Origin of the sequence: Pseudomonas reidholzensis (assembly GCF_900536025.1) — a bacterium.
Lineage (GTDB): Bacteria > Pseudomonadota > Gammaproteobacteria > Pseudomonadales > Pseudomonadaceae > Aquipseudomonas > Aquipseudomonas reidholzensis.
Genome location: NZ_UNOZ01000025.1, coordinates 40,412 through 64,244 on the forward strand (window position 1 = coordinate 40,412; position 23,833 = coordinate 64,244).

General features: G+C 64.6%; 23 protein-coding genes. 3 read left to right on the forward strand and 20 right to left on the reverse strand.

Features of this window, described 5'->3' with window-relative positions; genetic code table 11:
• Nucleotides 1-34: 34 nt before the first annotated feature.
• Nucleotides 35-1,102, forward strand: a complete 1,068-nt coding sequence (locus CCOS865_RS16880) for an aromatic ring-hydroxylating dioxygenase subunit alpha (RefSeq protein ID WP_119142855.1) — start codon at nucleotides 35-37, stop codon at nucleotides 1,100-1,102.
• 11 nt (nucleotides 1,103-1,113) lie between these two features.
• Nucleotides 1,114-2,064: a PDR/VanB family oxidoreductase gene (locus CCOS865_RS16885; protein WP_119142857.1), complete on the forward strand. Its 951-nt coding sequence runs from the start codon at nucleotides 1,114-1,116 to the stop codon at nucleotides 2,062-2,064.
• 6 nt (nucleotides 2,065-2,070) lie between these two features.
• Here the strand turns inward: CCOS865_RS16885 and CCOS865_RS16890 are convergent, their stop codons facing one another.
• Both CCOS865_RS16890 and CCOS865_RS16895 read right to left on the reverse strand, forming a co-directional pair.
• A complete protein-coding gene (locus CCOS865_RS16890) occupies nucleotides 2,071-2,784 on the reverse strand; it encodes a GntR family transcriptional regulator (RefSeq protein ID WP_119142859.1) in 714 nt (237 codons plus the stop codon).
• A gap of 65 nt (nucleotides 2,785-2,849) precedes the next feature.
• The gene (locus CCOS865_RS16895) at nucleotides 2,850-4,181 is read right to left on the reverse strand and encodes an MFS transporter (RefSeq protein ID WP_119142861.1); all 1,332 of its coding nucleotides are present in this window, start codon (nucleotides 4,179-4,181) and stop codon (nucleotides 2,850-2,852) included.
• A 693-nt stretch (nucleotides 4,182-4,874) separates the two neighbouring features.
• On the opposite strand from CCOS865_RS16895, the gene CCOS865_RS16900 reads away from it, so the two are divergent.
• The gene (locus CCOS865_RS16900; RefSeq protein WP_119142863.1) at nucleotides 4,875-5,117 is read left to right on the forward strand and encodes a hypothetical protein; all 243 of its coding nucleotides are present in this window, start codon (nucleotides 4,875-4,877) and stop codon (nucleotides 5,115-5,117) included.
• 271 nt (nucleotides 5,118-5,388) lie between these two features.
• On the opposite strand, the gene CCOS865_RS16905 is transcribed toward CCOS865_RS16900, so the two are convergent.
• From CCOS865_RS16905 to CCOS865_RS16990, 18 genes are all read right to left on the reverse strand, one after another.
• Nucleotides 5,389-6,312, reverse strand: a complete 924-nt coding sequence (locus CCOS865_RS16905) for an EamA family transporter (RefSeq protein WP_119142865.1) — start codon at nucleotides 6,310-6,312, stop codon at nucleotides 5,389-5,391.
• Nucleotides 6,313-6,695: 383 nt separating this feature from the next.
• Nucleotides 6,696-7,856 carry an ATP-binding protein gene (locus CCOS865_RS16910; RefSeq protein ID WP_119142867.1) on the reverse strand — a complete coding sequence of 387 codons (1,161 nt, stop codon included), beginning with the start codon at nucleotides 7,854-7,856 and terminating at the stop codon, nucleotides 6,696-6,698.
• 110 nt (nucleotides 7,857-7,966) lie between these two features.
• On the reverse strand, nucleotides 7,967-8,668 hold the full coding sequence (locus CCOS865_RS16915; protein ID WP_119142870.1) for a response regulator: 702 nt from the start codon (nucleotides 8,666-8,668) through the stop codon (nucleotides 7,967-7,969).
• On the reverse strand, nucleotides 8,665-11,319 hold the full coding sequence (locus CCOS865_RS16920; RefSeq protein WP_119142871.1) for a sensor histidine kinase: 2,655 nt from the start codon (nucleotides 11,317-11,319) through the stop codon (nucleotides 8,665-8,667). The genes CCOS865_RS16915 and CCOS865_RS16920 overlap by 4 nt, the downstream gene beginning before the upstream one ends.
• A gap of 9 nt (nucleotides 11,320-11,328) precedes the next feature.
• Nucleotides 11,329-11,889, reverse strand: coding sequence for a potassium-transporting ATPase subunit KdpC (gene kdpC / locus CCOS865_RS16925; protein ID WP_119142873.1), 561 nt, complete (start codon nucleotides 11,887-11,889; stop codon nucleotides 11,329-11,331).
• Between the two features lie 11 nt (nucleotides 11,890-11,900).
• The gene (kdpB, locus tag CCOS865_RS16930; protein ID WP_119142875.1) at nucleotides 11,901-13,955 is read right to left on the reverse strand and encodes a potassium-transporting ATPase subunit KdpB; all 2,055 of its coding nucleotides are present in this window, start codon (nucleotides 13,953-13,955) and stop codon (nucleotides 11,901-11,903) included.
• A gap of 10 nt (nucleotides 13,956-13,965) precedes the next feature.
• The gene (gene kdpA / locus CCOS865_RS16935; RefSeq protein WP_119142877.1) at nucleotides 13,966-15,660 is read right to left on the reverse strand and encodes a potassium-transporting ATPase subunit KdpA; all 1,695 of its coding nucleotides are present in this window, start codon (nucleotides 15,658-15,660) and stop codon (nucleotides 13,966-13,968) included.
• 9 nt (nucleotides 15,661-15,669) lie between these two features.
• Nucleotides 15,670-15,759 carry a K(+)-transporting ATPase subunit F gene (kdpF, locus tag CCOS865_RS16940; protein WP_033696222.1) on the reverse strand — a complete coding sequence of 30 codons (90 nt, stop codon included), beginning with the start codon at nucleotides 15,757-15,759 and terminating at the stop codon, nucleotides 15,670-15,672.
• 127 nt (nucleotides 15,760-15,886) lie between these two features.
• Complete coding sequence (locus tag CCOS865_RS16945; protein ID WP_119142879.1) at nucleotides 15,887-17,191, reverse strand: type II toxin-antitoxin system HipA family toxin; 1,305 nt, start codon at nucleotides 17,189-17,191, stop codon at nucleotides 15,887-15,889.
• Nucleotides 17,188-17,565, reverse strand: coding sequence for a helix-turn-helix domain-containing protein (locus CCOS865_RS16950; RefSeq protein ID WP_244216136.1), 378 nt, complete (start codon nucleotides 17,563-17,565; stop codon nucleotides 17,188-17,190). Before CCOS865_RS16950 ends, CCOS865_RS16945 begins: the two co-directional genes overlap by 4 nt.
• A 222-nt stretch (nucleotides 17,566-17,787) precedes the next feature.
• Nucleotides 17,788-18,840 (reverse strand): AI-2E family transporter, encoded by a 1,053-nt coding sequence (locus tag CCOS865_RS16955; RefSeq protein ID WP_119142883.1) that lies wholly within the window; start codon nucleotides 18,838-18,840, stop codon nucleotides 17,788-17,790.
• Nucleotides 18,841-18,852: 12 nt separating this feature from the next.
• Entirely contained in the window at nucleotides 18,853-19,635 is a 783-nt protein-coding gene (locus tag CCOS865_RS16960; protein WP_119142885.1) for a DUF4892 domain-containing protein, read from the reverse strand.
• Nucleotides 19,636-19,744: 109 nt separating this feature from the next.
• Complete coding sequence (locus tag CCOS865_RS16965) at nucleotides 19,745-20,599, reverse strand: alpha/beta hydrolase (RefSeq protein ID WP_119142887.1); 855 nt, start codon at nucleotides 20,597-20,599, stop codon at nucleotides 19,745-19,747.
• A complete protein-coding gene (locus CCOS865_RS16970) occupies nucleotides 20,596-21,384 on the reverse strand; it encodes an alpha/beta fold hydrolase (protein WP_119142889.1) in 789 nt (262 codons plus the stop codon). The genes CCOS865_RS16965 and CCOS865_RS16970 overlap by 4 nt, the downstream gene beginning before the upstream one ends.
• 106 nt (nucleotides 21,385-21,490) lie before the next feature.
• Nucleotides 21,491-21,832 carry a hypothetical protein gene (locus tag CCOS865_RS16975; RefSeq protein ID WP_119142891.1) on the reverse strand — a complete coding sequence of 114 codons (342 nt, stop codon included), beginning with the start codon at nucleotides 21,830-21,832 and terminating at the stop codon, nucleotides 21,491-21,493.
• Between the two features lie 95 nt (nucleotides 21,833-21,927).
• Entirely contained in the window at nucleotides 21,928-22,386 is a 459-nt protein-coding gene (gene sixA / locus CCOS865_RS16980) for a phosphohistidine phosphatase SixA (protein ID WP_119142893.1), read from the reverse strand.
• On the reverse strand, nucleotides 22,383-22,730 hold the full coding sequence (locus CCOS865_RS16985; protein WP_119142895.1) for a DUF4389 domain-containing protein: 348 nt from the start codon (nucleotides 22,728-22,730) through the stop codon (nucleotides 22,383-22,385). Before CCOS865_RS16985 ends, sixA begins: the two co-directional genes overlap by 4 nt.
• 15 nt (nucleotides 22,731-22,745) lie before the next feature.
• Nucleotides 22,746-23,771, reverse strand: a complete 1,026-nt coding sequence (locus tag CCOS865_RS16990) for an NAD(P)H-dependent glycerol-3-phosphate dehydrogenase (RefSeq protein WP_119142897.1) — start codon at nucleotides 23,769-23,771, stop codon at nucleotides 22,746-22,748.
• Nucleotides 23,772-23,833: the final 62 nt, after the last annotated feature.

The following is a 23,833-nucleotide window of genomic DNA, read 5'->3' on the forward strand; positions in this document are numbered from 1 at the left end:
TAAATAAAAACAATCGCTGTCCCGGAGAGCCCCCATGTACCCCAAAAACACTTGGTATGTCGCCTGCACCCCTGACGAAATAGACGCCAAACCCCTAGGGCGGCAGATCTGCGGTGAAAAAATCGTTTTCTACCGAGGCCACGAGGGGCGCGTCGCCGCCGTGGAGGATTTTTGCCCGCATCGCGGTGCACCGCTGTCACTGGGGTATGTCGAAAACGGAAACCTCGTGTGTGGTTACCACGGCCTGGTGATGGGCTGCGACGGCAAGACAGTCGAGATGCCAGGCCAGCGGGTCAGGGGCTTTCCATGCAACAAGACGTTCGCCGTCGTCGAGCGTCATGGCTTCATCTGGGTTTGGCCGGGTGACCTGTCACAGGCAGACCCCAGCCTGATCCCCCACCTGGAATGGGCGCAAAGCGAAGACTGGGCCTATGGCGGCGGGTTGTTCCACATCGGCTGTGATTACCGCCTGATGATCGACAACCTGATGGACCTGACCCACGAAACCTACGTACACGCCTCGAGCATTGGTCAGAAGGAAATCGACGAAGCGCCGCCGGTCACCACCGTCACTGGCGACGAAGTGGTGACCGCCCGACACATGGAAAACATCATGGCACCGCCCTTCTGGCGCATGGCCCTGCGCGGCAACGGCCTGGCCGACGATGTGCCGGTCGACCGCTGGCAGATCTGCCACTTCACACCGCCCAGCCACGTGCTGATCGAAGTGGGCGTGGCCCATGCCGGCAAGGGCGGTTACCAAGCCGAGGCGCAGCACAAGGCGTCGAGTATCGTGGTCGACTTCATCACGCCGGAGACCGACACCTCGATCTGGTACTTCTGGGGCATGGCGCGCAACTTCGCACCGCAGGATGAAGCCCTCACGGCGAGCATTCGCGAAGGCCAGGGCAAGATCTTCAGTGAAGACCTGGAGATGCTCGAACGGCAGCAGCAAAACCTGCTCGCCAACCCGCAACGCAACCTGCTCAAGCTCAACATCGATGCGGGCGGCGTGCAGTCTCGCAAGATTCTCGAGCGCCTGATCGCTAAAGAAAACGCCCCTCATGACCCGCTGATCGCGACCAGCGCCCAGCCTGCCTGAGGAGAGTGCACATGATCGACGCCGTAGTGGTATCCCGTCACACCGAAGCACAGGACATCTGCAGCTTCGAACTGGCCGCGGCCGATGGCAGCCCGCTGCCAGCCTTCAGCCCTGGCGCGCATATCGACGTGCACTTGCCCGACGGGCTCGTGCGCCAGTATTCGCTGTGCAACCACCCTGAGGAACGCCACCGTTACGTGATCGGCGTACTCAACGACCCTGCCTCACGGGGCGGCTCGCGCGGCCTGCACGAACAGCTTCAGAGCGGTGCACGGCTGCGCATCAGCGAGCCGCGCAACCTGTTCCCCTTGGCCCCGGACGCCCGGCGCAGCCTGCTCTTTGCGGGCGGTATCGGCATTACCCCGATTTTGAGCATGGCCGAGCACCTGGCACAGTGTGGCGCCGATTTCGAGCTGCATTATTGCGCCCGCTCCAGCGAGCGCGCGGCCTTCATCCAGCGTATTCGTAGCGCGCCGTATGCTGACCGGTTGTTCGTACACTTCGATGAACAGCCAGAAACCGCACTCGACATCGTCAACGTGCTGGCCGAACCCCACGGCGACACTCACCTGTATGTCTGCGGCCCAGGTGGCTTCATGCAGCACGTGCTGGATAACGCCAAGGCGCAGGGTTGGCAGGAGCCCTGCCTGCACCGCGAGTACTTCGCCGCAGCGCCGGCCAGTACCGCTACCGACGGTAGTTTTTCGGTACAGGTGGGCAGCACCGGCCAAGTCTTCGACGTGCCTGCCGACCAGACGGTGGCGCAGGTGCTGGAGCGGCACGGCATCGAGATCGCCCTGTCCTGCGAACAAGGTATTTGCGGCACATGCCTGACGCGTGTGCTGGAGGGGGTGCCGGAACACCGCGACCTATTTCTGACGGAACAGGAGCAGGCGCTCAATGACCAGTTCACCCCCTGCTGCTCGCGTTCGAAAACGCCACTGCTGGTGCTCGACATCTGAACGAGGTCAAGACGAGGGCATGATGACCTTCATGCGCTCGTCCGCCGCAGGCCCGGCAAACGTCTCCGCGTAACGCAGGGTGGCATTGGCGTGCTCGCGCATGAGCGCTTCGGCGCGTGCACCCTGCCCGCTCACCAAGGCATCGAACACCGAATGGTGCTGCATGTGGGCATAGTTGAAGCGCCGGTATTCACGCGCCAGGTCGTGGCGGTCCACCGCTAATGCAGTGACCGAAGCAAACGGCAGGTGGTCATTGCGCGCCAGGGCATCAGCGATGGCCGGGTTGTGGCTGGCCTCGACGATCACCTGGTGAAAGCGCATGTTCAGGTCGTGGTAGACCTGCAGGTCATCTTCGGTGACAAAGCCTTTGTTGAACAGCTGATCGCCTTCGACCAGGCAGCACTGCAACGCCGCCTGGGCATCAAGCGTCAACCCGCGCTCTGCAGCCTGGCGGGCGGCCAGACCTTCGAGCACACCACGCACCTCGACCGCACCGGCGATATCCTCTGCGCTGACCGAGCGCACCTGGAACCCCCTCCCGCCAAAACGCACCAGCAGGCCTTCCTGTTCCAGCGTGCGAAACGCCATCCGCACCGGCATGCGCGAAACGCCGAACAGCTCGGCGGTGGGGATTTCCATCAACCGCGCGCCGGCCGCCAGCTCACCCGAGGCGATCATCTTGCGCAACGCGCTGAGTACCAACTGACCGGGCTTACTCATCCAGGCAACTTCCACAGACATGGGCCGCCATCTTAGCGTAAGCCACGCGCCCGTTGGGCCCGCGATTAAGCGCTGGCCATCGTCGGCTGCGCCGAGCCGGCCGCAGGCTTGAGCAACAGCAGGCAAGCCGCCGCCATCACGAAAACGCTGGCAAACACGCCATACAAGTGCAGGGGCTGCCAGCCGCCATCGAGCAACATGCCGGCCACCGTCGGTGACAGGATCGCGCCGATCCGGCCGATACCGATCCCCCAACCTACCCCGGTGGCCCGCACCGAAGCGTCATAGACCACCGGTGACAAGGCATACAGACCGGCCACGCAGCCGTTGGAGAACAGCCCGATCAACAACCCCAGGGCCAGGATGCCGCTGACCGACGAGCCGCTGACCACGAACAGCACCAGCAACCCCGCGGTCACCAGCATGAACATCGCCAGCACGCGGCTCAGCGGCCAGCGCGAGGAGAGGCCGCCGATCAACGCCGCGCCGACGATCCCGCCGACGCTCAGCAGCACCCCACCGGTGATGCCCTGCTGCGCCGTCAAGCCGGCGGCGACGAGCAGCTTTGGGGTCCAGCTCATGACGAAATAGAAGCCGAACATCACCAGGAAGAACAGCAACCAGATCACCAGCGTCGTGCGGCGCATGGCGGGGGCCAGCAACTGCCCGAACCCAGTGGCGGCACCCGCTGCCCGAAGCGTTGGCGCAGGTAACACTTGCAACGCCGGCTGCCCCATTTTCAATGCCAGCCGATTGATCCTCGCCAGCGCATTGGGCGGACGACGCATCAGCAGGAAGTCCACCGACTCGGGCAGCCACAGCAGCACCACTGGAATCACCAGCAGGGTGACGACGCCGCCAAACAGGAAGACCGAGCGCCAACCCCACTGGCCCAGCAGCCAGACCGCCAGCAAGCCACCCAGCGTCGCGCCCAGGGCGTAACCGGTCGACTGCAGGCTGACCGCCAGGCCACGCCAGCGCTTGCTGGCAAATTCACTGGCGATCACGTTGCTGCTGGCCAGAATGCCGCCGATGCCCAGGCCGGTGAGGCCGCGCAGCAGCGCCAGTTGCACAGGGGTCTGACTCATGGCCGAGAGCAGCATGCCGATGCCCGAAAGCGCGAGGCAGAACAGGATCAATGGGCGTCGGCCAACACGGTCGGCCCATGGCGCGATGAACAGCGAGCCGGCCGCCATGCCGAACAGGCCGGCGCTCAGGAGCAGCCCTACCTGCGCGCCCCCCAAGCCCCATTGTGCAGACACCGAGGCCGCGGTGAATGCCATGACCAGCACGTCGAAGCCATCGATCATGTTCAGCAGGATACAGATGCCAATGGCCAGGCACTGGAATCGGCTCATCGGACCATTGTCCAGATGCTGATTGAGGGTATTGGTCATGGAGTCACCCGCTGACCCAGGGTGGTCACAGGCGTAAAGACAGACGCACACACGCAAGTGAGGCGGCAGAAACCGTGATGGTCCCGTGCCTCTGGTAAGCCGTTCATGACTGAACCCTTTTGTAATTGTTGTCGCATACGGCCGGGAGGGCTCCCGCCGTTGTCAGGCAGTAATCAACCAGATAATGGATCCATGAGCAACGTGGCCAATTTCGGGTAGGTACAGCTTTTCGATAGGAGATGACCCATTTTCGATTTTGTAATCTTAAATCTCATATCTTTCATTTACTTAGATAATCAATGAAGTCGTGCGTTTATCGAACACAAGAATCCATTGGATCCACAGAAGGATAAAGAGACACCCAGAAATCGACCCGGGATCCCGCTGGCCCAAAGGGGTGAGAAATCCGATTTATTCCCTTCCTTGTAGGCCATTTCCTAAACATACTTCTGCCGCAGTTTTTCCGTCGCGGGTGATCTAGGTGCGCTCTAGTCTCGGCAGGTCGCTGAAACCCAGCGATCGGCTTTGACAGGCCGCGACGATCACAATGCATCGGTTTGCCGTTTATGGCGGCTGTGCATGGGGCACGCTTGCGTGCGCCGGTTTTTGTGTTCGCCGGTCTGTCAACCTATGCACTGCTGCCACCTTTCTGTTTGACAGCGGATTGGCGGAGGCCCTACCGAGAACACAACCATGCTTAAGATCGTTCCCGACCCGCCTCACCCTCCCCACTCCCTTGAAGACACCCTCGTCCAGGCCACCGGGTACGCCCTGTGCGCGCAGGCTGTGGCTCATCAGGCCCTTTTGCTGCAGCCCAAATCGCCCGCTTCGGTTTTGATCATGGCCGCGATGCATGAAGTGGAGACGCTGCGTGGGCTGCTTGAATCGGCGTTGATTCAGGTGCAGATGCCAGCGCAGCCGCGGCCGGTGCACTGATGCGCAGGTGATGTGTCGTCTGTTTGGGCCCTATCGCGGGCAAGCCCGCTCCTACAGGGGTACGTGCAAGCACTGGCATGGCGCGCTGTCTGTAGGAGCGGGCTTGCCCGCGATAGCGCCCGGACAGGCACTGATGACTTTAAGGAGATGGACCAAGAGTACTGACACAACCACGCCCAATACCACCGTCGGCAAGACCGGGTTCTGGCAGGGAGAAGGCATGAGCCAACCGTTGTTCTGCATCGAACCTGATTAGCCAGCGCTGCCGCCGCTACAGGTGAGCCGCGTCTTCAGCATCTCCGCTTTTCTTCATGAAGATTGGCGCGAGCAACGGCTCGAGAATAACCAGCAGCATGGCCAACGCGATCACCGCAAATGCCAGGAGAGCACCCCGGTTAGGCTCCTGCCCATAAACCACCAATGCCAGGCCGAACTGGGTCAACGGCAGCACGAACTGCATCAACCCCATAACACTCAACGGCAAACGCCGGGCGGCAAACGAGAACAATGCCAACGGCAACAGCGACACCAGCCCGCAAAGCAGAAGAAGGCCTTGCTCGCTCGACGTGAGTCCCGCGATGCCTTGGATCGGCGCGCTGAGCCACACAATCAGCGGGATGAGCACTACGCCTAGCACTAGCGACTCGACGAACAATCCCGACCAGGGCGACAGATGTGCCAGCTTCTTCAGCCATGCATAGCCACCCCACGTGAACCCGATCACCAGGAATACACGGCTGTCGAGGCCGCTGGCGCTCAAGAACAGGTACAGCACACTCAGTACCACCAGAGCTAACGCCACTGCACGCCAACGCGAAAGCCGCTCGCGATAGACCAATAGGCCAAGGGCAATGCCTAGCACCGGCGCGATCAGATAGCCCAAGCCGCTTTCCAACAGGCGGCCATGGATTGACGCCCAGATGAACGTGCCCCAGTTCGCCGCCACCAATAGCGCAGCGGCCGCATGCAAGACCACGTCGCGAAATTTCAGCCCCCGCAACAACGGTTGCAGCTCCCGGCGAAGCGCCAACACCAAGGTTACGCACAGCAGTGACAGCAGGATCCGGCAGCCCAACAACGCCAGCGCCGGTAGGCTGGCCAAGGCTTTCCAGTACAGCGCTGAGAGCCCCAGCAGGCAGTTTGAAGCGAGCGCCGCCGACAGCCCGGCAGTCGTGGACATGGATTTAGCGGACATGGCCGGTACCCAGCCTGGAGATGATTTCCATAGCCATCATTTTTCTCGTCGCTATCGGGTAACGCTGCGCGCCGCGTTGCAGCAACCCGCCGAGACTAGATCGCTGCCCGAGCACCCGCAAAGAAAAAGGGGGCGAGGATTGTGTTTTGGGAATTGGACTACAGAACAGGAGATAGATCTGATTGGTCAGCCTCAAATCAGAGGCTGTAGGGAACTTCCACCCCTTGCAGCAAAGGCGAAGCCCCTCACCGTGCATAGCAGTGGTGCAGCCGGCCTCTTCGCGGGTAAACCCGCTCCCACAGGGTTAGGCGTCGCTGGCTAGAACGTTTTTTGCACGAGACCACAGCACCAGACTGGATGCGTAAGGCTCCCCACGCAGCGACTCAAAACCTACCAAGCAACGCTTGGCGCTCGCGCCACATTTCCTGCACAAACGGATCGGTAACGCCATACAACCCATGCCCTCTGCGCATGATCAGGTTGGCGGCGAGCAATTCATTGGCAACCGGCTGTATCTCTTCAACCCGCACCTCTCGGCCCACGAACCTGGAGTACTCACTGGCCGCCTCATTTGAAAACACGCCCCGCGTGTCGCCCTCTACCGACGCTATCCGAGCGAAGATGGCTTGAGCTAATGCCCCCAACTCATCGACTTTCATCAATTCGAGGTCTGCCGCCGCTGATCTGAGGGTTGCCGCAATCACAGGGAACACCTCATCAGGCCCGGCGGCAGAGGGCGAGTGAATCAACTGGCGGAGTGCACGAAGAAACTCCTCCGGCTTGCTGCCCAGCGTTTTGAACGCCTGCACTGCCACTTCCAGCGTGGGCAGGTTGGCAATGCCATCGTTCTGTAGCCGCATGAGCCAAAACTCGACGTAGTCACTCCCCAGCAGCGGATACGGAACATTGGTCGCGCCGGCGAAGGCTTGATTTCGACGCGCAGTCAGCTCATTGACCATCGCGCGGTGAGAGCCCGTACCGATGAACAGAAAATGCCCTGGGGTGTTGGGCCGGGGATTGATGGCGTCGCGAGCGGCTTTGAGCGCCAGCATCATCTGCTGGCCATCCTCAGTCGTGATCGCATGCTGCACTTCGTCGACGATGAGGACGACATCTGTCTTGGCCTGGTCCACGACCACAGTCAGCGCCTCGGCCAGCGTGACACCGCCTGCTTCGCCCAAGGTATCCAGATTGAAGCCGAACTTGAGGCCGACAGCTTCCAACTCTACGCCGCGCAGGGCCTTCAGCTTGCGTAGAAATAACGAGGTTGGCGTCTGCAGATCAACCAGGGCCTTGCGTACGGCGGCCAGCACCAACACCACCGGGCTGGTTTGGGTATCGCTCCACAGATCGACATAGATCACCAGCGCCCCACCGGCCTCCAACGCGGGGATCAAGTCGTTCTTCAGGAACGTTGTCTTGCCCGTGCGGCGCAGGCCAGAAAGGAACAATCCTGAACGCAGACCGATGTCGAGCGCTGTCGGTTTTAGCAGCTGCCTGGCCATATCAGCGGCCAGCTCAGGGCGCAGGAAGATGTCGGTCATGGTTTTATCCAGAATTATTGGCCAGCAATAATTATTGGCCCAGAATAATTCTATGTAAAGCAAGACCGGGCCGAATCAGGGGCGATTGGCACGTTACAGCCCTGTCAGTACTACTCAAGCGTCGAAGGCGCCACCAACCGATACCCAACCCCCGGCTCGGTAATGATGAACCTGGGCGTCGTAGGATCATCTCCCAGCTTCTGCCGCACATGCGCCACCACAATCCGCAAGTAATGCGTGTCGTCCACATGCGTAGGCCCCCAGATATCCTTGAGCAGCTGCTGCTGGGTAATCACCCGCCCCGGATGCCCGGCCAACTGCGCCAGCAGCGCGTACTCCTTGCGCGTCAGGGCCACTTCGACCCCCTCCAGGGTCACCTTGCGAAAGGCAAAATCCACCAGCAACGGCCCAAAGCTCGCCGTCGCCTGCCCCGCCTCGGCCTGCGGTGCCTGGCGCAGCAAGGCGCGGATGCGAGCGAGAAACTCCTGGATGCCGAACGGCTTGGTCACGTAGTCATTGGCGCCGCCATCCAGTGCATCGACCTTCTGCACTTCACTGGCGCGCACCGACAGGACCATCACCGGCACGGTGCTCCACTCGCGCAATTCGCGCAGCACCTGCTGGCCGTCCATGTCGGGTAGGCCGAGGTCGAGCACAACCAGGTCGGGCTTGGCCAGCGCGGCCTGGGCCAGGCCTTCGCCGCCGGTGGCGGCTTCGATAACCTTGTAGCCCTGGGACACCAGGCTGATACGCAGGAACTTGCGGATCTGCGGCTCATCGTCGATGACCAGCAGGGTGGCGGCTTGGCTCATGAGGCGTCGCTTTCGGTTTCGGGTTGAGGGGGCAGCGGCAAGCATAAAGTGATGCAGGTGCCCTGGCCATCGACGCCGTCGCCGACCAGGATGCTGCCGCCGTGCGCGCCGATCATGCCCTGGCAGATCGCCAGGCCGAGGCCGGTGCCCTGGCCGCCGCGGTCGCCGCGGGCGGCGGTGTAGAACATGTCGAAGATCTTTTCGCGCTCCGCCACGGGGATGCCGGGGCCCTGGTCACTGACGGCGAAGCACAGCTGCTCTTCGCGCACTTGGAGGTGCAGCTCCAGGCGGCCATTGCTCGGCGAGAAGCGGGCGGCGTTTTCCAGCACGTTGACCAGCGCCTGCTCGATCAGCGCGGCATGCACGAACAGCAGCGGCAGCTCGGCCGGGACGTCGGTGCTGACGCGCAATGGCGCCAGCACCGCACGCAGGCGATTGAGGGCGCTGCCGACGATGTCTGCGGGGGCGACCCAGTCGCGGGCGAGCTTCAGGCCGCCGTGGCCGAGGCGGGTCATGTCGAGCAGGTTCTGGATGTAGCGGTCGAGCCGTTCGGCTTCGTTGCGGGTGCCTTCGAGCAGCTCGCGGCGGTCATCCGGGGGGATCGCGTCGCCAAGCGCGAGCAGGCTGTCGATACTGCCGCGCATGGCGGTCAGTGGGGTGCGCAGGTCGTGCGAGACCGAGGCCAGCAAGGCACTGCGCAACTGCTCGGTTTCGCCATGCAGGCGCGCGGCTTCGAGTTGCTCGCCCAGCCGGGCGCGGGCCAGGGCCTGGGCCAGCGGTTGGCCGAGTGCGGTGAGCATTTGCCGACGTTCGCTGCTGAGCAGCTCGCCGGAACGCGGGCGCACGCCGAGCAAGGCCAGCGGCTGGTCGTCGACCGCCAGCGGCCACCACCACCAGCGGCCATGGGGCAAGGTGTCGCTGCCGTGGCCGGCGGCCTGGCCGTGTTGCCAGGCCCAGTCGGCGGCGGCGCGCTCGTTGTCGGTCAGTGCCGGGGGCTGGCCGCTGGCGACTTGCAGCAGGCCTTCGCTGCCGCGTTCGAGCAGGCACGCGTGCACATCCTGCCAACCGTCCAGGTGCTGGCTGGCGGCGTTGAGCACGGCCTGGCGATCGGTCGCCACGGTCAGCCGGCGCGACAGGTCGAGCAGCTGGCTGGTCTGCGCCTGGGTCTCGCGCAGGGCCTGCAACTGGCGACGCTGGCGGGCAGCGAGGTTGCCGGTGAGCGCGGCCATCAGCAGGAAGAACACCAGGGTCAGCACGTCCTCTTCGCGCTGGATGCTGAAGGAGAAGTTGGGCGGGATGAACAGGAAGTCGTAGCTCAGGAACGACAACGCGGCGCAGGCCAGCGCCGGGCCAAGGCTGCTGCGCACGGCGACCAGCAGCACCGCAGCCAGAAACACCAGGGAGATGTTCGGCAGCGCCAGCACGCTGGACACCGCCCAGGCCAAGCCCGCCGCCAGCACCGTGGCGAGCAACGCCAGCAGGTAATGGCGCCAGACCCATACGCGCTTGGCCACGGTGCGTGCCGAGGCGGGCTGGGTATCGCGGTCGAGCACGTTGATCTCGAGCCCATGGCTTTCGCGCAGCAAGCGCGCGGCCACGCCGGCACCGAACAGGCGCCGGCGCAGGCGATCGCGGGATTGGCCGACCAGCACCAGGCTGGCGCGGCGTTCAGCGGCGTGCTGAATCAGCGTGCGGGCAACCTCGCCAGCGCGCAGCAGCACCACTTCCCCGCCCAGCCGCTCGGCCAGTTGCTGCGCCGCCTGCAAACGCTGGCGGGCCGTCTGGTCGCGCAGCTTGCCGTTGTCGACATGCACCAGGCTCCACGGCAAATGACGACGCTGGGCGACTCGGCTGGCATGCCGCACCAGGCGCTCGGCCTGCTCGTCACCGTCGACGCCGACCAGCAAGCGCCCGCGCAAGGCCGGCGCCTCCTGGCCGCGCTGGCGATAACCGTGGGCCAGGTCGGCGTCGACCTGGGCGGCGGCGGTGTGCATGGCCAGTTCGCGCAAGGCGCTGAGGTTGGTCTGCGAGAAGAACGCGTCGATGGCCGCCCTCGCCTGCTCCGGCACGTAGACCTTGCCTTCGCGCAGGCGCTCGAGCAGCTCACGCGGGGGCAGGTCGATCAGCACCAGCTCGAAGGCTTCTTGCAGGACCCAGTCCGGCAGGGTCTCGCGGACCTGCACGCCGGTGATGTCGCGGACCTTGTCGTTGAGGCTTTCCAGGTGCTGGACGTTGACCGTGGTGTAGACATCGATGCCCGCCGCCAGCAGCTCCTGGACGTCCTGCCAGCGCTTGGCATGGCGGCTGTCGGGGGCGTTGCTATGCGCCAGCTCATCGACCAGGGCCAGGGCTGGGGCGGCCTTGAGCAGGCCGTCCAGGTCCATTTCTTCGAGGGTCACGCCGCGGTACTCGCTGCGCAGCAGCGGTTGCTGGAGCACGCCGCCGAGCAAGGCTTCGGTCTCGGCGCGGCCGTGGGTCTCGACCACCCCGGCCAGCACCTGCACGCCTTGGCGCTGCTGGGCGTGGGCGGCCTGGAGCATGGCGTAGGTCTTGCCTACGCCGGGCGCGGCGCCGAGAAATACCTTGAGCCTGCCGCGGCCTTCACGCGGCAGGCCGGCCAACAGCGCGTCGGCGCGGGCGGAGTCACTCATGCTCAATCCTTATTTCGCGACCGGCGCCATGCGCTCGAGGGCCTGGTTCAAAGCCAGCACGTTGACCACGGGCGGGCCGATCAATGGGTGGAGGGTGGCCTCTTCAAGCAAGGCTTGCAAGCGCTCTACGGGTATCTGACGGGCCGCCGCTACACGCGGGGTCTGATAGGCCACAGCCTCTGGCGGCAAGTGCGGGTCCAGGCCGCTGCCGGAGGTGGTCAGCAGGGTCTGCGGCACGGGGCCCTGATCAGCCCGGAACAGCCCAGCGGCATCGGCCGTGACCCGCTCGGCCAGGGCCGGGTTGCTCGGTGCGAGGTTGCTGGCACCGCTGGCGACCGTGGCGTAGGCCGCCGCCGAGGGCCGGGCGTGGAACCAGCCATCGCCGTTGCTTTCCTGGGCGATCAGGCGGGAGCCGCGCACGCGGCCTTGCTCGTCGTGCACCAGGCTGCCGTTGGCCTGCTCGGGGAAGGCCAGCTGGGCAATGCCCGTTACGGCCAGCGGGTACAGCGCGCCGGTCACCAGGGTCATCAACAGGGCCAGGCTCAGCGCCGGGCGTAGGTAAGTGGTCATGTGAGTCTCCTTCAAACCAGGTGCAGGGCATTGAGCAGCAGGTCGATCAGCTTGATCCCGGCGAACGGCACCAGCAGCCCGCCGACGCCGTAGATCAGCAGGTTGCGCCGCAGCAGGTGCGCGGCACTCGCCGCCTGCACCCGCACGCCGCGCAGGGCCAGGGGGATCAGGACGACGATGATCAGCGCGTTGAAGACGATCGCCGAGAGGATCGCGCTCTGCGGGCTGGCCAGCTGCATCAGGTTGAGCACGCCCAGTTGCGGGTAGATGGCGGCGAACAGCGCCGGCAGGATGGCAAAGTACTTGGCCACGTCGTTGGCAATCGAGAAGGTGGTCAGTGCACCGCGGGTGACCAGCAGTTCCTTGCCGACCTGGACCACGTCGAGCAGCTTGGTCGGGTCGCTGTCGAGGTCGACCATGTTGGCCGCCTCACGCGCCGCCTGGGTGCCGTCGTTCATGGCCACGCCGACATCGGCCTGGGCCAGCGCCGGGGCGTCGTTGGCGCCGTCGCCGCACATCGCGACCAGGCGGCCGTCGTTCTGCTCCTGGCGGATGCGCGCCAGCTTCTTCTCAGGGGTAGCTTCTGCCAGCACGTCGTCGACCCCGGCTTCCGCAGCGATCGCCGCCGCCGTCAGTGGGTTGTCGCCGGTGACCATCACGGTGCGAATACCGAGCCTGCGCAATTCGGCGAAGCGCTCGCGGATACCCGGTTTGACCACGTCCTTGAGGTGGATCACGCCAAGCAGGCGGCGGTCGACACAGACCAGCAACGGGGTGCCGCCGCTCTGGGCGATGCGCTCGACTTCCTTGGCCAATGGCACGGGCATTTCCAGGCGCTGCAGGCCGACAAAGCCGAGCACCGCGTCCACGGCGCCCTTGCGGTAGCGGCGCTGCTGGAAGTCGACACCTGACAAGCGCGTCTCGGCGCTGAAGGCGATCGGCTCGAGCTGATCGGCGTGCGGCTCGGTGAAGTCATGCAACTGGCGCAGGTACTCGACGATCGACTTGCCCTCGGCCGTGTCGTCGGCCAGCGAGGCGAGCAAGGCGCCCTCCCCCAGCTCTTTGGCGGTGATGCCGGGCGCGGCATGCAAGGCGCTGCAGCGGCGGTTGCCAAAGGTGATGGTGCCGGTCTTGTCGAGCAGCAACGTGTGCACATCGCCAGCCGCCTCCACCGCGCGGCCGGACCGGGCGATCACGTTGAGCCGCACCAGGCGGTCCATGCCGGCGATGCCGATGGCCGAGAGCAGGCCGCCAATGGTGGTCGGGATCAGCGTCACCAGCAGCGCGGCGAGGAAGATCAGCGGCAGGCTGCCACCTGCGAAGTGGGCGAACGGCTGCAAGGTCACCACCACGATCAGGAAGATCAGGGTGAGGCCGATCAGCAGGATGTCGAGGGCGACTTCGTTGGGGGTCTTCTGCCGTTTGGCACCTTCGACCAGGGCGATCATGCGGTCCAGGGTCGACTCGCCAGGGTTGCTGGTGATGCGGATCAGCAGCCAGTCGGAGACCAGCCGGGTGTTGCCGGTGACGGCCGAGCGGTCGCCGCCGGACTCGCGGATCACCGGCGCCGATTCGCCGGTAATGGCCGCCTCGTTGACCGCCGCGATGCCTTCGAGCACCTCGCCGTCGCCTGGGATCATCTCGCCGGCGACCACTTTGACCACGTCGTCCTTGCGCAGCTCAGTGGCTGCCACTTGCTCGAAACTGCCGTCCGCCTTGCGCCGTTCGGCGTTGAGGCCTTGGCTGCCGGCCTTGAGGCTGTCGGCGCGGGCCTTGCCGCGGCCCTCGGCGAGGGCTTCGGCAAAGTTGGCGAACAGCACGGTGAACCACAGCCACAGGGCAATCTGCACCGCCACGCCAGTGCTCACGCCGCTGTCGGGCGCGAAGCACAGCACGGTGGTCAATACGGCGGTCAGTTCGACCACCAGCATCACCGGCGCGCGGCGCAACTGGCGCGGGTCGAGCTTGACGAAGGCCTGCACCAGGGCCGGCCGCCAGAGCGCTGCCAGGCGGGTCTGGTCGGCGCTGGCGCGGCGCACTTTCACTTCAGGAATGGGCATGTTCATCATCGATTCCTCAGAAACCCAGGCTCAGGTGTTCGGCAATTGGCCCCAGGGCCAGGGTCGGCAAAAAGGTCAGGCCGCCCACCAGCAGGATGGTCACCAGCAGCAGGCTGGTGAACAGCGGGCCATGCGTGGGGAAGCTGTTCTGCCCCAGTGGCGCGCTGTGCTTCGCCGCCAGGCTGCCGGCCAGCGCCAGCACCGGCAGGATGTAGCCGAAGCGGCCGATGAACATGGCCAGCGCGATCATCACGTTGTGGAACACCGTGTTGGCGCCGAAACCGGCAAACGCCGAGCCGTTGTTGGCGGTGGCCGAGGTGTAGGCGTAGAGCAACTGGCTGAAACCGTGGGCACCCGGGTTGCTCACCGCACCCGCCGGACCGGGCAGGCTGGCGGCGATGGCGCCGAGGATCAGCACGCCGACCGGCATCACCAGCAGGCTGGCCACCAGCAACTGCACTTCGCGGGCCTGGAGTTTCTTGCCGAGGTACTCCGGCGTGCGGCCGATCATCAGCCCCGCCAGGAACACCGCGATCAGCACGAACAGGAGCATGCCGTAGAGCCCTGCGCCGACGCCGCCGAAGATCACCTCGCCAACCATCATGTTGGCCATCGCGACCATGCCGGTGAGCGGATTGAGGCTGTCGTGCATGGCGTTGACCGAGCCGTTCGAGGCGGCAGTGGTGGTCACCGTCCACAGCACCGAACCGGTGGTGCCAAACCGGCTCTCCTTGCCTTCCATGGGCGCCGACTGCTGCACCTGGGCGCTGTCCAGCGCCGGGTTGGGCTGATGCTCCGACCACAGCGCGGTAGCGCCGCCGATGAGAAACAGCGAGAGCATGCAGGCGAGGATCGCCCGGCTCTGGCGCAGGTCCTTGACGTAGTGGCCGAAGGTGAACACCAGCGCGACCGGGATCAGGATGATCGAGGCCACCTCGAACAGGTTGCTCCAGGCCGTGGGGTTCTCGAACGGATGCGCCGAGTTGACGCCGAAGAAGCCGCCACCGTTGGTGCCCAGCTGCTTGATGGCGATCTGGCTGGCGGCCGGGCCCAAGGGGATGGTCTGGTCGGTGCCTTGCAGGGTCAGCGCGTGGGCATAGTCGGCAAAGGTCTGCGGCACACCCTGCCACACCAGCAGCAGCGCCAGCACCAGGCACAGCGGCAACAGGCCGTAGAGCGTAGCGCGGGTCATGTCGACCCAGAAGTTGCCCAGGGTGCTCGCCGAGCGCCGGGCGATGCCGCGGCACAGGGCGACCAGCACGGCCAGGCCGGTGGCGGCGCTGACGAAGTTCTGCACGGTCAGGCCGAGCATCTGGCTCAGGTAGCTGACCGAGGCTTCACCGCTGTAGGCCTGCCAGTTGGTGTTGGTGACGAAGCTGACTGCGGTGTTCAGCGCCAACGACCAGTCCTGGCCCGGTAGCTGTTGCGGGTTGAGCGGCAGGTAGCCCTGCAGCAGCAGGACCGCGAACAGCAGGAGGAACCCGGCCAGGTTGAACGCCAGCAGGGCCAGGGTGTACTGCTTCCAGTTGTGTTCCTGCTCGGCGCGCACGCCGGCCAGGCGGTAGCAGCCCCGCTCGACGGGGCCGAGGATCGGTGACAGCCAGGTGCGCTGGCCTTCCATGACCTTGTAGTAGAAGCGCCCGAGCCAGGGCGCGGGCAACAGGACAATGGCGAAAAACGCCAGCAGTAGCGCGTAGTCGTAACTGTGCATGGCCGCTCCCTAGCTGCGATCGGCGCGCAACAGCGCCACCAGCAGGTAAACCGCCAACGCCACTGCCAGCAGCAGTGACAACCCATCGAGCATGTACATGAGCCAATCTCCCCGGTGTGCGGCGGTGGCCGCTTTGGGAGCATTGTCCGAGGGAGGGGCGTAAAGGGGCGAGATCGGGGGGTGGGTCAGGGCATAAAGAGTGCGTAAAGATCAGCGAGTGGAACTGTCAAAGGCCTTGCCCGAGGTACAGGCGGTGAACCTCGGCAATCTTGTCCGTGGCGCGCGCGGAGACACCCGCCTGCGCCGCAAAACTCGGCCACTGCTCAACCGCGTCTGATACCTCCTTGATGATCTGCTGCGCATCCATGCCACGCACCTGGCCCGCCACGCTCAGCAGGTCTTCAATAGAGAATTCATCACGCTTGCCGTTGATGGTCATCTGGTGGCTATCGACCCAGAAGCTACCGGGCAGGTAGGAATAGGAAACGTCGTATGCCGGAGTCATGTACCAGCTCCCGTCAGTATCCATCATAAAGGCCGTGTTCTTGGTGTGATCGTCCTGATTGCGGGCAATCACATTGAAGACCATGCGCCGATAGAACTCTTCAGCGCCGTCGCGTGAAATCCCGAGGGCACGGAGGACGCCGAATGCTTCCTCGTAGGAATACTGCCCCGGCTTACGAAAATCAGCATGGTCAATCGCGCACAGCGTTGCCATGTGAATTTTCTCCCCATCGACAGTACGGTCGAATCGCTTGGTCATGAAGTGGGCGCGGCCGCCTTCCTCCAGCAACCGGCACTCGGTCATCATGATGCCTGCCGCCCTGGCCATGAGGTGGTAGGCATATTCGATACGTCCATAGCCCTGGGAGTCAGCCAGGACTTTCGAGTCCTTCGCTACGTCGAACTTGAGGAGCCAGTACTCGAACCCTGCTGGCGCACGCACCTGACCCGAGCGAATCTCACCCTTGTGATTCATTGCGATGACTGCCTTGGCCCGGGCGCCGCCAGCACTCGTACCGATTTGAATGAGGTGTTGTAGAGCTGCGTCGTCTACCGATGGATCATGAGCCTGCAATCGCTCGGCAAGCGATTCACGATCTGACAAGACTTCGCTGGCCAACCGAACCAACGCATCGATCTGGATGTGTTCGGCCCTGTTCTGCTCAACCGCCATGGCGGGCCTGTACTCCAAAGCCCCCATCCCACGCGCGCCCTGATACAGCAAACGCTCGACGGGAGAGAACGTGGCTTTGTCACGACCCTGCTGAGCCAACCACGCATCGATGAGCGCGTTACCGAAATCATCAGGCAGAGAGTCTGCCAAGACAGAAGGCAAGCCCTTGAAAGTGTCACGGCCCAACCCCTGGAACACGTAGATGTAGTCCTCGCGCAGGGGCATGTGAAGGGGTGAAATCTCCAATCCGGTCCTGACGAACTCCGGGGTGTACTCGAACTCACCTCGCTGGGCGTCGACATTCCAGTTGAGCGCACCTACATACACGTCCCACAGATAGATGCGTGCAATCACCAGCTAGTGTCCTTCTTGGAACTCCGGTCGCCAATCAACCTCGGCTTGCCGATGGGTGTCTTGACGGCCGATTTCACATTCGCCGAGGCAGCACGCGCATGCCCCGCGCGCAGCCGCTGCTTGCCTTGCATCCTGGCTAACTGGAGTGGGCTCGAGCTGACTTCCTCGATCAGCGTCGCCAGGCGACCTAACTCACCGAGCACGCGAAGGACAGCGATGACGTTCACGAGTGTGCCTTTCCCAGCCGCGATCTTTCGATACGTTTCCCGAGAGATGCCTGCTTCATGAGCTACGACATCCTGGCCAACATTGCGTTTCAAGCGGATGGCCTCGATCCGCTGACCAATTTCACCGGCTATCACGTCATCACTCATGGATGAAAGTCTCATAGCGCCTAGATTCCTATGCTTTGAAGGCGATAAAACGTGCTTACGCCTAGAATTATAGGTGAAGAACTATCATAGAATTTTACAACCGCAGCATTTAAGAAGAATCACATAATGCCCATTATTACAGGCATAGCATGTGAATAATCGGCCTAACGCCTACAAAACTAGGCGCTATTTCTTAGCTAATAATGCAGAGCGGCTCTACATTCACCGCGCCACAGGCGGCTGCCCGGCGCTGCGGCTCCAGTCCAGCAGCAGGCTGTACGCCACCGCCAGCAAGGTCGGGCCGATGAACAAGCCGATAAAGCCGAACGCGATCAAGCCACCAAACACCCCCAGCAGCACGATCACCAGCGGCAGGTTGCCGCCACGGCTGATCAGGTAAGGCTTGAGCACGTTGTCCACGCCACTGATGACGAACGTGCCCCAGACCCCGAGAAACACCGCCATGCCGTACTCGCCCTGCCACACCAGCCACGCGGTGGCCGGGATCCATGCCAGCGGCGGGCCCATGGGGATCAGGCTGAGCATGAAGGTGACCAGGCCGAGCACGATCGCCCCCGGCACGCCGGCAATCAGGAAGCCGATCATTGCCAGCAGGCCCTGGGCCGCCGCCGTACCGATCACGCCGTTGACCACGCGCTGCACGGTGCCGGCCACCAGGTCGAGGTAATACTCGGCGCGCTCGCCGATCAGCCGCTGCAGCAGGCGCAGGACGAAGGCCGCCAGGCGCGGCCCGTCGCGGTAGAAGAAGAATACGAAGACCAGGCTCAAGGTCAGCTCGAGCACCCCGCCGCCAATCTGCGCGCTGCGCGCCAGCAGCCAGTTGCCCACCTGCCCCAGGTATGGCTTGACCGAGGCCATCAGCGCCGCGCCTTGCTGATCGACCGAATCCCACCAGGCCACCAGACGCTCGCCGACGAGGGGAATCCCGCCTAGCCAGGCCGGCGCATCCGGCAGGCCGTCGACCTGGACATCACGCACAAAGGCCGTGGCATCGCGGATATGGTCGGCCAGGTTGAACCCCAGCCACACCAGCGGCAGCGCCACCAGCAGGATCCAGACTGTGGTCAGCAGCGCCGCGGCCAGGGTTTCCCGGCCACCCAGCGCGCGCGTCAGCAGGCGCATCAACGGCCAACTGGCGAACGCCAGGATGGCGCCCCAGAGCAACGCGGAGATAAACGGCGCCATCACCCACACGCCGGCGCCGAGCAGCGCCAGCAAGAGGATCTGCACCAGCAGGCGATCGTTGTTGGCCATGGGCGCGCTCACTTAACGGATCAGTTCCAGGTGCAAGCCTTCAGTCGGCGCCGTGCCGGTTTCCAGTCGCGAGCCGCGCACACCGGCCTTGACCAGTTGCTCGCGCCAGGCTTCGGCCTGCTTGCCGCTGAGGCTCAGGCGCAGGGTGCTGTCGAGGTTGAGGCTGCGCCCGAGCAGGGTCACCCAGGCCGGTTGCGGGGCGGCCAGGTCGGGGTAGTCGAGCTTGCCGGTGTCGCGCAGTTCGCGCATCACCGTCGCCGAGGTCGGCAGCAGCTCGCCCAGTGGGCTTTCGGCGACGAATTCTTCGACGTGCAGGTAGGCGCGCTTGTTGCCCGCCGTGACGCTGTACAGGGCGACCAGGGTATTGGCCTCGTCAGCCGAGCGGCGCAGGAGGATGAACGCCTGCTGCTCGTCGCCGCCATTGAGCCGGGCGTTCTTGAAGATTTCGTTGGCCCACAGGCTGGCTTCGCCGCAATCGCGCTTCTCGCACCAGAACAACGGATAACCGCCGTCTTGCTGGAGCGCTTCGCGGGCACTGGTAAAGGCCTCGCGCGCGGTGCGCTCGGCGGGCAGCTCGTAGGTCACGGAGCGGACCTGGCCACGGCTCTCGACCTTGCCTTCAAGGCGCAAGCTGCCGCTGATCTTGCGTAACGAGCCCATCGGATAGACCCGTTCCTGGTCATCCTGCGAGCGCTCGGCGACCACCTTGGCATCCAGCGGAACCGGCAAGGTGCCGGCCAGTAGCAACGGGCTGGCGAGGCCCAGGCAGCCGGCGATGATGACTCGAATGCTCATCGGCCACCCATGCCGCACGCGGCGCCGGTGATTGGATAATGGAGGTCTGGCATGTACATGGTTGTCTCCCTGTTCAACCCGCCAAGCCTCGGCACTTGTCCGGTGCAAGTCAAGAAAACCCGAAGAAGCGATTGATACAGTCTGCGACAAGGGTCGCGCCCTGTGGGTCGTTGAGGTGCAGGTGATGGCCGCCGGGCAGCGTCACCTGCTCAAAGGGTAGCTGCTCCAGCAGCGCCGTGTGCCGCACGAGCATGCCTTCTGCGGCGACCACCAGGCAGGCCGGGCACTTCAGCCGGTGGACGAAGGCCATGGCCTGGGCCTCGCTGATGCGCACCGGCGATGGCAGCGTCAGGCGGCTGTCGCTGCGCCAGGAGTAACCGCCCGGCACCGGCATCAGGCCACGCTGGGCGAGCAACTCGGCCGCCTCGCGGCTGACCGCGACCAGGCCTTTCATGCGTGCCTCGACGCCGTCTTCGATGCTGGCGTAGACCGTCTTGCGCTTGCCATCCAGGCGCAGCTGGGCGTGCAGGGCCATGCCCAGCCGCTCGGCGGCATCCTGCTCGCCGCTGGTGGGCGGGATCACCCCGTCGATCAGCAGCAGATGGCTGACCCGATCGGGCAAGGCACCCGCCAGTTGCACCGAGATGATCGCCCCCAGCGAATGGCCGATCAGGCCGAAGCGCTGCCAGCCCAACTGTTCCGCCACCCGCAGCACGTCGTGGGCATAGTCGGCCAGGGTGTAGCCGGCGCCTGCCGGGCGATGCTCCGAGTAGCCATGCCCGGCCAGGTCCAGGGCGACGATACGCAGCCCCTTCAGCTGTGGTGCCAGCAGCGCGAAGCTGTTGGCGTTGTCCAGCCAGCCGTGCAGGGCGATCACCGGCACGCCGTCGGCCGGGCCGAACAGGTGGGCGGCCAACTCGATATGGCCGAGGTTCAGGCGAACTTCTTCGACGTGCGCGCTCATGCCTGGCTCCAGCGGTCGAACAGGCCCTTGATCAGGCTGGCGGTGTCGCTCGGGCGCTCGAGCGGGAACATGTGCCCGCCCGGCACACTGTGGTACTCGCCTTTGGGCATGCCGCGCACGGCCAGCGCATGGTGCCGGCGGATGACCCGGCTGCGGTCGCCTCGGACCATCGCCAGCGGCACCTGCAGTTGCCGCGCGGGCGCGGGGCTGGCATGCGGGAGGTTGCGGTAGATGCTGATTTCGGTGGCCGGGTCGAAGCGCAGGCGCAAGCCGCCTTCGGCTTGTTCCAGGCCATGTTCCAGGTACGCCTCGAGGCAGTCGGGGTCAAAATGGCGGAACAGTGTTTTGCCGGCGAAATAGCCACGGGCGCTGTCCAGATCGGCAAAGGACTCACGCCGGCCCAGGGTACGCCCGGCCGGGGTGATCCGGTCGATGAAGCCAAAGCGCTTGGCAGTGCGGATCAGCCACTGATCGGCGCGGGTCAGCACCGGCGAGTCGAGCATCACCACGCCACGGTAATACTGCGGACAACGCAAGGCCGCGTGCAGGTGCAGGACCCCGCCCAGGGAATGGCCGACCCCCCACACCGGCGCCGCCTGCTGCGCCAGGTGGTGGAGCAGCTCATCGACCAGGTTCTGCCAGTTGTCGTCGACCGGAAAACGCGGGTCGTGGGCGTGCTGGGCCAGGTGCTGGACCTCATAGTCAGGCGCCAGCGCGGCAAACAGCTTGCCGTAGGTGGCCGAGGGGAAGCCATTGGCATGGGCGAAGAAGATCTGCTGCGACATGGCCGGCTGCTCTGCACGCGGGAATGATGGCCCATTGTCGGCAAGGTGGGCAGTGGGGGCAACGTCCGGATAGGTCATCGCCAAGGGCGATCAGGTCATTCAGGGGTCAATCGAAGCTGGCCATCGAACGACGCAGGCAGGAATGCATATACGCCAGCTGATACTCCAGCGCCTCTCGGGCGAGCGCCTTGTTCGCCTCATCGAGTTCAAGCCGGCGCAGGGCCAGGCAACTGGTTTGCAGCAAATGCGCCATGCGGATACTCGCCAGGCGCAACGCTTCAAGCTCACGAGGCTGCTGCGACTTGCGCAACAAAAGGTCGAGGCTGGCCTCGGCACAGTCCTGCAGCAGCAGGTGCTCGGCGATGTCTGGCACACCCTGGTCACGCAGGGTGTCCAGCAACGGTTGCGGGTCGAGCGACCCTATCAGTTCAAGCCGCCGACTGCTCATCCACCACTCCCTGGCCATCGTTCGCGTCATTGTCGATCAACCCTAACAATGCTTCGAACGCGACAGCAACTGACAAAAATGCCAGTTGCCAAGGCCTAGCCGGGGTGATCGAGGCTGCGCAAGGTCATCAGGCCGGCCAATGGCCAATCCCCTTCCAGCTCGGCGAGGCTGGCAGTGCTCATCGGCGCAGGCGCCTGCAGGTGGCCCTGCTCGAGCATGCACACCAGCCCACCGACCAAGGGCTGGTGGCTGACCAGCAGGACGTGCTCCAGGCCCAACTGATCGAGCTCGGCGATGGCTTGGCGCACATCGCTGTCGGGGGTCAGCCAGGGCACGGTGCGCACCGGCTCGGCAAAGCCCAGGGCGCCGTGCACCAGCGCTGCCGTCTGCTGGGCGCGCACGTACGGGCTGGCGACAATCGCCTGCAACGGCTGGCCGATCAGCCGCGCGGCGCTGCGCAGCACCTGTTCGCGGCCATGCGCCGTGAGGCGCCGCTCGGCGTCGGTATTGGCGCGCTGCTCGGCTTCACCGTGACGCAGGACCCACAGCTTCACAGCTTCGGCTCCTCGTCCCGCACCGGGTGCGGTGCCGGGGCGACGGCATGCGGCACCTCGCCTTCAGGCGCGCGCGCGGTCGGCCAGTCGGAGAACGGCCAAGGCTTGGTGTCCGTGTGGAAGGTGCCAAACCGGCCGATCTGCGCCAGGTACTGGCTCAGGCTGTCGCCGAAGTTCATCAGGCTGGCGCTGGGCGCGCCGTAGATCAGCCGGTAGATCAGCTGCACCAGCACCAGGCCGCCCAGCAGCAACTCGGCCAGTTGCCAGACCACCAGGAACACCAGCATCCACAGCACCCGCAGGATGATCGACTCGCGTTGGGCGCGCTCCGGGGTATCGTTCATGTCTCGCTCCTTGAATCAGTTGAAACCGCTGGTGGAAATGAAGTCGACGTCGGTCTTGGGCTCGGCGCGCATCAGGTGTTCGATCACCTGGTTGAGGGTCCGCCCTTCGAACAGGATCGCATGCAGGCCGGCGACCAGGGGCATGTACACCTGCGCCTCCTGGGCCTTGGCCTTGAGCACCTTGAGGGTGTTGACGCCTTCGGCCACCTCGCCCAGGCGGCTGACCGCCTCGTCCAGCGACAGGCCTTGGCCCAGGGCGTGACCGACCTGGTAGTTGCGGCTCTTGGGCGACGAGCAGGTGACGATCAGGTCGCCGACGCCGGCCAGGCCGAGGAAAGTCATCGGGTTGGCGCCGAGGCTGACCGCGAAGCGGGTCATTTCCGCCAGTGCGCGGGTGATCAGCATGCTCTTGGTGTTCTCGCCCATGCCCAGCGCCACGGCCATGCCGGCGATGATCGCGTAGACGTTTTTCAGCGCCCCGCCGAGCTCCACGCCAAAGCGGTCGGCACTGGCGTAGACGCGGAAGGTGCGCCCATGCAGCACCTCCTGCACACGCTGGCACAGCGCGTCGTCTTCGCTGGCGACCACCGTGGCGGTGAGCGCGTGCTCGGCGATCTCGCGCGCCAGGTTCGGCCCGGAGAGCACGCCAATGCGCGCCTGGGGGGCGATTTCTTCGAGGATCTGGCTCATCAGCTTGAAGCTCTGCGCCTCGATGCCTTTGGTCAGGCTCACCAGGCACTTGCCGCGCAGCAGCTCGGCATGCGGGGCGAGCACACTGCGCAGGGCACTGGACGGCAGGGCGACAAAGATCAGGTCAGCGGCTTGCAGGGTGGCCAGCAGGTCGTTGACCGGCTCGACGCCGTCCTGCAGGCGGATGCCTTTGAGGTAGCGCGGGTTTTCGCGGTTGACGCGCATCGCCTCGGCTTGCTCGGGATCGCGCATCCACTGGCGTACCGGGTTGCCGTTCTCCGCCAGCAGGTTGGCCACGGCGGTGCCGAAGCTGCCGCCTCCCAGAACTGCAACAGGTAGCTGTTCAGTCATATCCAATCCGTTAAAGCCAAAAATTTAAGTGGCGACGGTCGCATTATACGGGGCGCGTGCGA